The following is an 11,902-nucleotide window of genomic DNA, read 5'->3' on the forward strand; positions in this document are numbered from 1 at the left end:
CCTAACTCCTAACTCCTAACTCCTAACTCCTAACACCTAACTCCAAACTCCAAACTCCAAACTCCTAACTCCAAACTCCTAACTCCTAACTCCCAACTCCTAACTCCCAACTCCTAACTCCCAACTCCTAACTCCCAACTCCTAACTCCTAACTCCTAACTCCTAACTCCTAACTCCTAACTCCTAACTCCTCAGCACTCACTTAAGCGGATGCGGCAACTTTGTTGTTGATATATTTTACTGCTTCTTCAACAGTGGTAATTTTTTCGGCGGCTTCATCAGGAATTTCAATATCAAATTCTTCTTCTAAAGCCATTACCAGTTCAACTGTATCTAGGGAATCAGCCCCTAAATCGTTAGCAAAATTGGATTGTGGTTTAACCGTGTCAGCCTCAGCAACGCTAAGTTGCTCGACGACGATTTTCTTGACCTTTTCAAAAATTTCCGCTTCACTCATAGATAAAAGTCCTTAACCAGTTGCTACGATCAGCCTTTTATGGGCGACGTGGTTTTGAGCATATACATCTTATCGTCAAGCGCGATCGCCCGTACACTGTAAAGGGTTTTTCTTAGGAAAATCCTTTTGGTGTTTTTTCGGAAAGAACAGTTAGGCAACGTCAATTGAATAGTGCGATCGCGCTCATCAGTGTAAATGCTTCTGTTGTCTAATTCTCACTAAATTTTTTGCCGATGTCCAAAATTAGATACAAAGCTTTGCCAGCATTACGGACAGGCAATCATAAAACAGTTATTGTTTAAAGGCAACTACCCTAACTAAAATATACTTTATGTTATATCAGACGCTAAAATACGCTTACTTCCCAGGTTGTGTTGCTCAAGGTGCTTGCAGCGAGCTAGGTTTATCTACCAAAGCTTTAACTAAAGCTCTGGGTATTGAACTGGTAGAATTGAAAAAGGCTGCTTGCTGCGGTTCGGGCATTTTTAAGGAAGATTCTCAACTTTTGGAAGATACGGTTAATGCCCGAAATATTGCTTTAGCAGAACAATTAAATTTGCCGCTACTCACACATTGCAGCACTTGTCAAGGTGTCATCGGTCACGTTGATGAGCGTTTGAAAGAATGTCAAAAAACTGACCCCCAATACATCGACAAAGTTAATGGCTTTTTGGAAAAAGAAAGCTGTTCCCCTTATCGTGGAAGCACTGAAGTTAAACATCTCCTTTATGCTTTAGTCACAGATTACGGTTTAGAAGAAATTCAAAAACGAGTCACCCGTAAGTTGAATGGGTTAAAATGTGCGGCTTTTTATGGCTGCTATCTTCTCCGTGCTCAAAAATCCATACCTTATGATGACCCTTTCCAACCCGAAGCGATGGAAAATGTTTTTCGGGCGATCGGTGCAACACCAATTTATTATCGAGGTCGGACTCAATGTTGCGGATGGCCTCTTTCGAGTTATGCTACCACCCAATCGTTTAAAATGGCGGGGACGCATATTCAAGATGCACTAACATCTGGTGCTGATTGTATTGTGACACCTTGTCCGCTGTGTCATTTGAATTTAGATTCTCGTCAGCCTGAGGTGGAAAAAGTCATCGGACAAAAATTAGGTTTGCCGGTGTTGCATTTACCGCAGTTGATTGCTTTGGCGTTAGGTATTAGTCCGCAAGAACTCGGTTTGGAAAGGCACATTGTTTCAACTAAGCCAGTTTTGGAGAAATTAGGCTTTTAGTTAGGGTTTTAATGCTTGATTTAACGACTAAAGTCGTTACTACGTTAAAGAAGCGCGATCGCATGAGTCAAATTCAACTAATGCGATCGCCTTTCCCCCGCTCCTCCGTTCTCCTTACTTTTCCCCCAAACGTTGCAATTGTTTGAAAGTCTGATACATTTGTGGTAAGCGGCTATAAATAGCAGCTACTCTCAAAAAGATTTTGTGAGGCATTGCCGGTGTTCCAGAGACGATTTCTCCTGCTGGAACATCGCTAAGAATACCCGCTTGGGCTGTAGCGATGGCACCATCACCCATTTTCGCTTGATTGGCTATTCCTGATTGTCCTGCCAAAATAACCCGATTGCCAATTTTGACGCCTCCTGCCATACCAGATTGTCCGGCTATAGCACAATAAGCGCCTATTTCACAACCGTGTCCTATTTGCACTAAGTTGTCAATTTTTGTACTGCGTCCTATGCGGGTTTGACCGACGGATGGACGGTCTACGGCGCTGTTACAGCCAATTTCTACGCCGTCTTCTAAGACAGTATAACCGGATTGTTCCATTTTGAACCAACCGCTGGCAATGGGAACAAAGCCAAAGCCTTCTGCACCGATGACAGCACCACTATGAATGACACAATCTGCACCAATGCGGGCGCGTTCGTGGATGGTACAATTAGCATGTAAGATTGTGCGATCGCCTATTTTCGCATTTGGATAAACTACTGCATTGGGATGAATGCAGACTTGATTGCCGATTTCTGCTTCTTGCTGAATCACTACATGGGCACCAATGTAAACATCAGTGCCAACTTTTGCAGTGGGGTGAATTATGGCGGTAGGATGTATTTCTGGAGTTGGACGGTATGGTTGATAAAAAAGTGCGATGGATGCCGCAAACATCAAGCGCGGATTTCGCGTGGCTATCCAAAGGATACCGCGTTCTTCTGCAAGCATTTGTAATGTTTCGTCTTGAGGTAAAATTAAAGCACTAGCATTGGTCTTGCCGACAAAAGAAGCAAATTTTTGTCCTTCTATGTAGCTGAGATGACCTGCGATCGCTTCATCAATCGCTGCTACTCCTGCAATTTCGATATCTTCGTCTTGATTAGTTGTGAGGCTGTTCGCTGTGGCACTGTGGCTGAGTTTTTCAACGATTTCGCTAAATTTCATGTTGTTTATTCACTTATTCATTTACAAAGGCTAGTACCGCTGCTGGGAAGTCACGCATTCAAAAGTCACGCATTCAAAAAGCTTACATTCTAAGCCTTTCGTTGATTTGGAATAGTATCTTTATTTCCGCGCCCGCTGTACTAGATAATTATCGCTATAAGTAATGATTGTTTTCTGTAGATGAAGGTTGCCTGGGGAGCGTACTAAGCTGTTGCGCTTACAAGCAGTTAGGATTATGAGATAGGGTTCTCAATTTATCGTTAATGGTGGCAGCAGTTTTAACATTGATTAGCTTTGTATAGGTCTTATGTAACGGAAAATGGCTAAGAATCATATAGAACTTAGAAGGAAGAGATACTTCAAGCTCAGTTCACAAATCGCTCAGTATGTAACGGAAAATGGCTAAGAATCATATAGAACTTAGAAGGAAGAGATACTTCAAGCTCAGTTCACAAATCGCTCAGTTGGATAATGCACAATTGCGTTCTCTGTTTGACAATAGTGAGTCGAATGAGTCGAGTACGGGTTGGGGAAGCAGTCACACCATCGACTTTGGGGAGTCTAAGGTCTTTGTGAAACGTATTCCAGTTACGAACCTCGAATATGACAATCTGTTTTCTACCCGAAACCTCTATAAACTGCCGACTTACATTAATTACGGCATCGGTCCGGTCGCTTCCACTGGTTTTGGGGTTTTCCGTGAACTCGTGACTCATATCAAGACAACCAACTGGGTATTGGAGGAAGCGATCGCCACCTTTCCACTGATGTATTATTATCGCATTATGCCATTCTCCGGGCAGCGTGCGGATGTGGATAGGTCGCATCTTAAAGCTTATATCGAGTACTGGGGCAATAGTGAGAACGCCGGGAATTATGTCTTAGATAGAGCGATCGCTAACTATGAGTTGGTTCTGTTTTTAGAGTACATCCCGCATGTTCTGGAAACATGGCTGCGAGAAAACCCCAACAAACTTCAGAACCCCCTGGATGACTTACGCACGACAATTACCTTTTTGAGAACGAAGGGAATCATCCACTTCGACGCACATTTTCGCAACGTCCTCACCGACGGTGAACAGATATATTTGACCGATTTTGGTTTGGTACTTGACAAGAGCTTTGCCTTGACTTCAGATGAAGAGTCTTTCTTTGAGCAGAACACATTTTACGACTACGGAGAAGTCCTGCGGAATTTTGGACACCTGATTCGACCGTCCTATTATTCATGTTCGGAGAACGATAAACGCAGGATAATGGAAAAATATGGCATTAAAGAAGGCTTACAGCCTTATGAGGTGGGGTCGATATTACTCGACAACATTGAGCAGATACATGCTTCGGGGGTCATGAAGTTAGATGAGTTCTATGTTGCCAGCATCGTCAAATACCGCAGCATCATTACGCTGATGCAAGACTTCTTTTCTGATATGTGGGGAAATAACAAGAAGGACACGAAACTTCCTCATGCAAAACTACAGCTGCTGCTCAAAGAGACGGGGTTTCTTCCCCAAATTACTTCTTAAGTAGTGCTTTTAATTTCCAGATAACGCGCCGGATACGTCGATAATAATGATAAATTAGAGGATGGCGCACGAAAAATAATACACTTTGTAAAGCTTGCCAAACTTCGGTATTTACGAGTTTTTCTTTAACCAAATATTCCTCTAGCCAATTTAAGTAAGTCGCGTAGCTAGGACTGATTTCTGTGATATGATATTCTCCTGCTCGCTCGGCTACATAACAAGTAGAATCAGGGTGCTGTCGATATTTATCCCAACAGCCACTCTCAATAAATACGGGGTATTTCAAACAAATTTTCGCGAAGAAAGCTTGGTCTTCGTACATGCTGCCAAAGCTTTCTTCATGTCCACCAACAGCTTCTATGACTTCACGTTTAATCAGAACTCCACAAGTACCAGGTGTTTCTGCTTTCGTGCGTAAAAAAAGCGGGAGCAGATTTGGTGGTTGAATCAATGTATCGGGTTTGACACCAAGTTTGCGGTAGCGATCGCGTCCCAAATCTTCTTTTTTACCAGTCCAGCTAAACCACATCTGCGTCGCTCCGTAAACCATCCCCGCTTCGGGGTATGATTGCAAAATTGCTAGCTGCTTTTCTAGTTTTGGCGCAAGCCAAATATCATCAGCGTCTAAAAAGGCGATATAATCTCCTTTAGCTTTGCTAATACCCAGGTTGCGGGAAACACTCTTTGCCAGATTTTGGTGATTTGGATGTTCTAAATAGCGGACTTTTTCGGGATATTGCTCTGCATATTTTTGAGCGATCGCTGTGCTATTATCGGTGGAACCGTCATCTACTAACAATAGTTCCCAGTGATCGTATGTTTGGGCAAGTACACTTAAGATCGCTTCTTCGATGAACTTTTCAGCGTTTAAGAAAATCATGACACCAGAAATTAATGGTTTGCTATTCATGGCGTTTTTTTATAATATTTAGAAATAAAGAGTTTAAACGCAGAGTGACGCTCTCCGTAAGCGATTCGATAAGTGTGGTCATGTTCGTTACCCCCATGAACAACTTTTCAAAACAGAGTAACGCTGAGTTTTTGTGTTTAGTTTTTAGTTAAGGAACCATTTTGATAATTGTTTGGCAAATTCTTCTCCGTTGCAATTTTCGACAGGAAAGCGGGGTAGTTGAAAGCGATCGCTATTTTTGCGGACTATGTTTGCAGAAGTTGTACAAGCACAGGTAAATCCGGCTTGGCGCACTAAATCGCTGGTATGTAGGTTATAGTTTCCGTGGGGATAGGCAAAACTTTCGATTGCATGTCCGAAAATTTCTTCTAGTTGGATTTTATTTTCTTGAATTTCTTTTTGCTGTGCTTGGGGTGAAATTGTGGCAAGAAATGGATGTGTCACTGTATGGGCACCAATTTCTATGATGTTTCCTGGTTGTAAACTAGATAATTCCTTTGATGTCATCATCCGGTGAGTTGGACGTAATTCTGGCTCTTTTTTTACCCATAAAAGTAGTTGATCTAGAAGATGCGATCGCTCTATTGCAGGTAAGGGGTAAAGTAATTCATAAAGTGAGTAGTAAAGAGAATAATGTTGATTTGCATCTTTGTTGTTTGAAGTCTTCCATTCATAGCTAATGCCGTTAATATTTAAAGATAAGACTTCTGGTAAGGTCTCTGGTTGTAGTAATATCCTCTCTAGTTCATCAGACCAAAATTCACGCTCTTGTTCCATGTATCCTGTTGTCAGAAAGATTGTAGCGGGAATTTCATACTTTTCTAATAAAGGTTTAGCGTTATACAAATTATCGGTGTAACCATCATCAAAGGTGATGACTATTTGACGATGGGGACGCTTACCATTTTTCAATGTTTGGTTTAATTGTTGTAAGCGCACCGCACAACCGAGTTTTTGTAATACTTGCAAATGTTCGGCAAAATGGGCTGGACTGACGCACAATCCCCAGGGATCGGATTCAATTTCAGTTACTCGATGGTACATGAGAATTAATCCTCCTGGTGCGATGCGGTTTCGCACTCCAGAAGCTATTCGCTTTAATTTGCCGCTTCCAGGTATCCTCATCATGTTTGGTTCGGTTTGAGAGCACGGACAGTTATTAGTAGTTCATATGCGCGATCGCGGTGATCTAGTTCTGATGAATCCAGTTCTTCGGTTGCTAAACCTTGCAAAAATGCGATCGCTGCTAACACATTTCCGTAACTCTCTAGCTGAATATTTGCTTCTGGGAAGAACTCTGCAAATAGCCGTTTTCCTGATTGGCTGGTAAAATTCCAACACCAGTAATCTCCCCATTGATCGGCAGGTGTCAGACTAATACCCGAAAATGTCGCTAGCACTACTCCACCAGGCTTGAGAATACGGTATATTGTCTTCAATGCTGCCCGCGTATCGTAAATACATTGCAATGTTTGCGTCAGAATAAAGCAGTCAAAGATATCTGAGGGTATGTGTTCGGCGTTGGTTAAATCCCCAACGATGGTTGCTTGTGGATTACCTTCGACTATATGAAGCACATCACTTTGAGTGACGCTATTACCTCCAAATTGCCGCGTGTATGAATTATCACCAATTTCTAATACATGTCCTTTCACATCAGCCGCATTTTTGGTGAGAAACTTTTCTATATAGTAACGGTCAACCGGTAAACCTCGGTCATAGCCAAATTGCCGGCTGATTGGTGTTAATCCTCCCAGACTACCAAAGTCTACTTTTCCCACCGGTGGGATATATTTGTCACCCTTTAATTGTGTTCCTATCCACCGATGAACATAACCTGGTAATGTGCGTCTGGCAATTGAGCTTAGGGTGTCTTTCATCTATTTAGTTAAGGATTATTTATTCTTTTTTTAAAAGTAATTCCAACTGAAAATATCAGTTTTCAACTCCACCATATTGTAAGTGATAAAGCTGGGAAAATAACCCTTTAAGTTGTAACAATTGGGGAAAATTTCCTTGTTCTACAACTCGTCCTTCTTGTAAGACAAGGATTTTATCTGCTTGTTCAATTGTGGATAAACGATGGGCGATAATAATTACTGTGCGATTTTGACCAAATGTATTAATTGCCTCTTGAATTATGTTTTCCGAAACGCTATCGAGTGCGTTAGTTGCTTCGTCGAGAATAAATATTTGTGGATCGCGGATAATCGCACGAGCTAAAGCTATGCGCTGTCTTTGTCCGCCGGAAAGACGAACGCCGCGATCGCCTAATATGGTATCATAGCCTTCGGGAAAATTACTGATAAACTCATGAGCGTTTGCCTGTTTCGCTGCGTTGATAATTTCGGCTTCTGTAGCATCTAAACGACCGTAAGCTATGTTATCCCGCACTGTGGTATTAAAGACGTAAATGTCTTGGCTGACAATCGCAATGTGACTTCTAAAAGATGCTAAATCTAATTCTCGTAGAGGATGCTCGTCAACGTAAATTTCCCCTTCTGTCACGTCATAAAAACGGCAAATTAAACCGATAATTGTCGATTTACCTGCACCTGAAGGTCCAACTATGGCGGTAGTTTTTCCTTTGGCAATAGAAAAAGAAACGCAGTTTAGTGCAGGTTTGTCTGTGGAATTGTAGCGGAAACCGACAGATTTAAATGTGAGCGATCGCTTGAAACCATGACAATAAATATTTCCGGTACGAATAAATTGTTGTTCGGGAATTTCTAACAGAGATACGACATCTTCAACTGACGCTAATAAGCCAATTAAATTTACGCGATCGCTATCTAATTTCCTGACTGATGGTTGTAAGCGATAAAGCATAAATATAAAGGTTAACAATGTCGGTAGATTCGCTTGATTTTGCAAAGCGATAATCATAATACATACCAACAAAGCCACCGATAAAACTTCCGAAAGTGGTCCAGAGATGGTGTAGAGTTTCGCAAGTTTTAGTGCGGTAAGACTTACCTCATTTGTTAGCTGCTCAAAACGTTTATATTCGTAAGTTTCTTGACCAAAAGCTCTAATCACCCTCATTCCATAAAAGCCTTCGATCATCCGATTAACCAAGCGATCGTTTGCCTGTACTGCTTCTCTTCCTAACTTTTTTGTCTGCTGTGTTACTTGCTGAATTATTACTGAAATTCCTAACAAAGCAACAGCTACTAAAAAAGTTAGTTGCCAAGAAGTTAGCATTAACAAGATGACAAAAACAATAACTGTAGATAAATTGATTATTATATTAACTAAAAGTAATATCGCATCACATGCACGCCAACTTTCCGTATGCAGTGTATTGACTAATTTACCTGATTGCTTTGAGTCTAAAAAACTATAGCTGACGCTTAATATTTGCTGAAAAAGTTTAGATACTAATTGAGAACCAATACGCCAATAAAGCCAAACTGAGAGAAGCGAACTGCTATAAGCAAGTAAATTTTTTAGGAGAACGCACCCGAAAATAGATAAGGGAATAATTAACAGTCGATTACTTGGGGAAATATCAATAAATAATCGATTTAAAATAGTTCCTAAAAATGTTCCACTTGCCGATTGAGAGTTTCCTGGTTCTAAACTTTGAAGAAAAGGAATAAATAAACTAATTCCCAACCCTTCAGACAAAGAAGTTAAAATTCCTAAGATGATAATTACTGGAATTGCCCACGGGTAAAAATTTAGCAGTGGAAATAGTTTTTTAATTACACCCGAACTTTTCATTTATATTCCATTTTAACATATTTCCGAATAATCTTGAGCAAATTTAGTTAATCTTTGCTCTTGCAGCCGTTCATATAAGTTGAAAAAATGTTGCCTTTTCTCTAATTTATGATTAAGTTCTGCCATTTCTATTGAGCGATAATAGCGATATCTAAATTGTCGTTTGAATTTTTGCCAAGATAAATTATCTTTCCAAATAAACAAAGTAATTGGTTTCGCTAGCCATTCTATAAGATTAATTAGTGTATGCTTATATAAATACCAATGAAGTAAACTTAAATTATCTATTTTGAGACTTTTATATAAACAAATTAGACAACTCCAATGTTTGCCAGCTTCTCTATTTTTATAACTTAAATACATATAATATATACTGGCAGACCATTGATAGATTCTGCTGGGTATTTCTGGATGTCTTGTTTGTACATCTCCTATCACCAAAATGTAAGACTTAAACATAACTGGCAAGTTAGAAGACATACTAGAAAATCTCTGACGATAGCCAATGAGAAAATCAGGTATAACTTGAAATTCATAGCGTTCGGCAATGCGAAGGTAAATATCCCAATCTTCACACCCTTGAGCATTTTCTGTGTGCAATCTACAGTTATAACCTTTAACTTCTTGCAAACAACTACGACGAATTAAACATGCGCTACCATTGCCAAGAAAATTTGTCATGATTAAAGGTATGTAAACTTTTCCCTTTTGTCGAGAATAGTCAAATCTGCCAGTTAGTAATCCTTCCTCATCAATGTGTACTGACCAAGCGTAGGTTAATCCTACACATTGTTCGGACGATAGCATACATTGCACTTGTTTTTCTAGATTTTCCGGATACCAAATGTCATCAGCATCAATTGGGGCAATATATTCACCTTTTGAGTGTGCGATCGCTTTATTACGTGCAGATGCTGCTCCAGCATTAGACTGTTGCAATAAAGTGATACGCTTATCTTCCATCGCAATTGATTTAACAATCTCAGCCGTTCGGTCTAGTGAACCATCATCAACAACTAAAACTTCAATATTTTTATATGTTTGCTTAATGACAGATTTAAGAGTTATCTCAATAAAAGCTTCAGCATTATATGCAGGAATAATCACAGATACGAGAGGTAATTCAAAACCCGACTGCATAGTTATCCACACTCATCTATTCACAAAACTACAGTTTTTACAGATTTAAAATGCGAATCTGCGTTAAGCTCATCTTGTTTAGAAGTCAACTTGTCCTTTCTCGTTACTTGCCATTGCTAAACCAGCCAAATGTCCTGTAGTCCAAGCACTTTGGAAGTTAAAACCGCCGGTAACTCCATCAATATCAAGGATTTCTCCAGCAAAATAAAGTCCTGGTACTATGCGGCTTTCCATTGTCTGAAAGTTGACTTCTTTTAAGTTGACACCACCACAAGTAACAAATTCTTCTTTGAAAACACCTTTCCCGTTGATTAAATATTCTCCCTGAGTCAGTTCTTGAACAAGTTGATTTAATTTTTTGTTAGATATTTCTGCCCAGCGTTCTTCTGTAGTAATATCTGAACGGGCAATAATGTATTGCCACAAACGATGCGGTAAATCAACACCACGATGTAAAGCGATCGCCTTTTTTCCCCATTCATTTTTAACTGCTAAGATTTTTTGCCGCACTTCATCTGGCTGCAAATCAGGCAACCAATTTATCATCAAAATCGCTTGATAGTGACTTTCTTTCAATACTCTTGCACCCCAAGCCGAAAGTTTCAACACCGCAGGACCACTCAAACCCCAATGAGTAATTAGCAAAGGTCCAGTTTGTTCTAATTGAGATTTTCCACCCCACAGCAAGCGCAAACGCACCGATTCTACACTAACACCCGCTAACGAGCGCAATTGTTCATCACCAATATTGAAAGTAAATAAAGAAGGAACAGGCACTTCAACCTGATGACCGAATTCTTTCGCTATTCTATAGCCTACAGGGTTGCTTCCCGTTGCTAAGAGCAAGCGATCGCCTAATATAGCTTCTCCCGACTTGAAAACAATTTCAAAGCCTTCATTTTGTCGTTTTACCGCTACTACAGGTGCAGAAGTGCGAATTTCTACCCCAGCTTCAAAAGCAGTATTCAGCAAACAATTGACAACCGTTTCCGAAGTATTCGTAATCGGAAACATCCGTCCATCAGCTTCAGTTTTCAGCGGTACTCCACGCATCGCAAACCAAGTTATCGTATCTTTAGTTTGAAAGCGAGAAAAAGCACCCCGTAGGGCTTTTCCCCCTCTGGGGTAATTTTGCACTAAAATGGCTGGGTCAAAACAAGCGTGAGTGACATTACAGCGTCCCCCACCAGAAACACGAACCTTCGCCAACACGATTTGGCTGGCTTCAATTAAAGTAACATGGGCGTGCGGATTCGCTTCTTTCGTAGCGATCGCGCTAAAAAATCCCGCTGCCCCACCTCCAATTACAACAACTTTAAACTGCAATAGACTTGAATTACCTTATAAAATAACAGCCTCTTAATTCTAGACTAGCTATTTTTTTATTATTAAGCAGGTTCAAAATCTTCTTTGCTTACACCGCAAGTAGGACACACCCAATCATCTGGTATATCTTCAAAAGCTGTCCCTGGTGCTATGTTGCCATCTGGATCGCCTACTTCTGGATCGTATTCATACCCGCAGGTGTTACATACATACTTTTGCATTTTTCTATACCTCGTAAAATTGTCTAGCTTCATACAATATTAAAAGCTGCTGGAAGACAATTTCCACCTACTTAAGTGCAATTTTTTACAATACTTAATTAAACACTCTTCAAATCACACTAATTATAGCAGTTTTCATATATTTAGACCACACTCAAGTTTTCTGTATTTCTTCCTTTGCGGCTTTGCGACTTTGCGTGA

11 protein-coding genes are annotated in these 11,902 nt (G+C 40.3%); 2 read left to right on the forward strand and 9 right to left on the reverse strand.

What is annotated here, in order from left to right:
• Nucleotides 1-202 precede the first annotated feature (202 nt).
• Nucleotides 203-457, reverse strand: a complete 255-nt coding sequence (acpP, locus tag OGM63_RS03370) for an acyl carrier protein (protein ID WP_263744094.1) — start codon at nt 455-457, stop codon at nt 203-205.
• Between the two features lie 331 nt (nt 458-788).
• Between acpP and OGM63_RS03375 the strand changes: the two genes are divergently transcribed.
• Nucleotides 789-1,694 (forward strand): CoB--CoM heterodisulfide reductase iron-sulfur subunit B family protein, encoded by a 906-nt coding sequence (locus OGM63_RS03375; RefSeq protein WP_263744095.1) that lies wholly within the window; start codon nt 789-791, stop codon nt 1,692-1,694.
• A gap of 114 nt (nt 1,695-1,808) precedes the next feature.
• On the opposite strand, the gene lpxD is transcribed toward OGM63_RS03375, so the two are convergent.
• Nucleotides 1,809-2,852, reverse strand: a complete 1,044-nt coding sequence (gene lpxD, locus OGM63_RS03380; protein WP_263744096.1) for a UDP-3-O-(3-hydroxymyristoyl)glucosamine N-acyltransferase — start codon at nt 2,850-2,852, stop codon at nt 1,809-1,811.
• 398 nt (nt 2,853-3,250) lie between these two features.
• Here lpxD and OGM63_RS03385 point away from each other — a divergent pair, with 398 nt between their 5' ends.
• Nucleotides 3,251-4,378: a BUD32 family EKC/KEOPS complex subunit gene (locus OGM63_RS03385; protein ID WP_263744097.1), complete on the forward strand. Its 1,128-nt coding sequence runs from the start codon at nt 3,251-3,253 to the stop codon at nt 4,376-4,378.
• Here the strand turns inward: OGM63_RS03385 and OGM63_RS03390 are convergent.
• From OGM63_RS03390 to rd, 7 genes are all read right to left on the reverse strand, one after another.
• A complete protein-coding gene (locus OGM63_RS03390; RefSeq protein WP_263744098.1) occupies nt 4,368-5,288 on the reverse strand; it encodes a glycosyltransferase family 2 protein in 921 nt (306 codons plus the stop codon). The genes OGM63_RS03385 and OGM63_RS03390 overlap by 11 nt on opposite strands.
• 144 nt (nt 5,289-5,432) lie before the next feature.
• A complete protein-coding gene (locus OGM63_RS03395) occupies nt 5,433-6,416 on the reverse strand; it encodes a polysaccharide deacetylase family protein (RefSeq protein ID WP_263744099.1) in 984 nt (327 codons plus the stop codon).
• The gene (locus tag OGM63_RS03400; protein WP_263744100.1) at nt 6,413-7,168 is read right to left on the reverse strand and encodes a class I SAM-dependent methyltransferase; all 756 of its coding nucleotides are present in this window, start codon (nt 7,166-7,168) and stop codon (nt 6,413-6,415) included. The genes OGM63_RS03395 and OGM63_RS03400 overlap by 4 nt, the downstream gene beginning before the upstream one ends.
• Nucleotides 7,169-7,223: 55 nt before the next feature.
• Nucleotides 7,224-9,014: an ABC transporter ATP-binding protein gene (locus OGM63_RS03405; protein WP_263744101.1), complete on the reverse strand. Its 1,791-nt coding sequence runs from the start codon at nt 9,012-9,014 to the stop codon at nt 7,224-7,226.
• A 12-nt stretch (nt 9,015-9,026) separates the two neighbouring features.
• Nucleotides 9,027-10,154: a glycosyltransferase family 2 protein gene (locus OGM63_RS03410; protein WP_263744102.1), complete on the reverse strand. Its 1,128-nt coding sequence runs from the start codon at nt 10,152-10,154 to the stop codon at nt 9,027-9,029.
• Nucleotides 10,155-10,232: 78 nt separating this feature from the next.
• The gene (locus OGM63_RS03415; RefSeq protein WP_263744103.1) at nt 10,233-11,480 is read right to left on the reverse strand and encodes a BaiN/RdsA family NAD(P)/FAD-dependent oxidoreductase; all 1,248 of its coding nucleotides are present in this window, start codon (nt 11,478-11,480) and stop codon (nt 10,233-10,235) included.
• Between the two features lie 62 nt (nt 11,481-11,542).
• The gene (gene rd / locus OGM63_RS03420; RefSeq protein WP_263744104.1) at nt 11,543-11,701 is read right to left on the reverse strand and encodes a rubredoxin; all 159 of its coding nucleotides are present in this window, start codon (nt 11,699-11,701) and stop codon (nt 11,543-11,545) included.
• Nucleotides 11,702-11,902: the final 201 nt, after the last annotated feature.

The organism is Plectonema radiosum NIES-515, assembly GCF_025753815.1.
Taxonomy (GTDB): domain Bacteria; phylum Cyanobacteriota; class Cyanobacteriia; order Cyanobacteriales; family Nostocaceae; genus Hassallia; species Hassallia radiosum_A.

Bases quoted from the DNA above. Each gene is read 5' to 3' on its own strand.
- OGM63_RS03395 (WP_263744099.1), bottom strand. From the start codon at position 6,416: ATGATGAGGATACCTGGAAGCGGCAAATTAAAGCGAATAGCTTCTGGA.
- OGM63_RS03385 (WP_263744097.1), top strand. From the start codon at position 3,251: ATGGCTAAGAATCATATAGAACTTAGAAGGAAGAGATACTTCAAGCTC.
- acpP (WP_263744094.1), bottom strand. From the start codon at position 457: ATGAGTGAAGCGGAAATTTTTGAAAAGGTCAAGAAAATCGTCGTCGAG.
- OGM63_RS03405 (WP_263744101.1), bottom strand. From the start codon at position 9,014: ATGAAAAGTTCGGGTGTAATTAAAAAACTATTTCCACTGCTAAATTTT.
- lpxD (WP_263744096.1), bottom strand. From the start codon at position 2,852: ATGAAATTTAGCGAAATCGTTGAAAAACTCAGCCACAGTGCCACAGCG.
- OGM63_RS03410 (WP_263744102.1), bottom strand. From the start codon at position 10,154: ATGCAGTCGGGTTTTGAATTACCTCTCGTATCTGTGATTATTCCTGCA.
- OGM63_RS03390 (WP_263744098.1), bottom strand. From the start codon at position 5,288: ATGAATAGCAAACCATTAATTTCTGGTGTCATGATTTTCTTAAACGCT.
- OGM63_RS03400 (WP_263744100.1), bottom strand. From the start codon at position 7,168: ATGAAAGACACCCTAAGCTCAATTGCCAGACGCACATTACCAGGTTAT.
- OGM63_RS03375 (WP_263744095.1), top strand. From the start codon at position 789: ATGTTATATCAGACGCTAAAATACGCTTACTTCCCAGGTTGTGTTGCT.
- rd (WP_263744104.1), bottom strand. From the start codon at position 11,701: ATGCAAAAGTATGTATGTAACACCTGCGGGTATGAATACGATCCAGAA.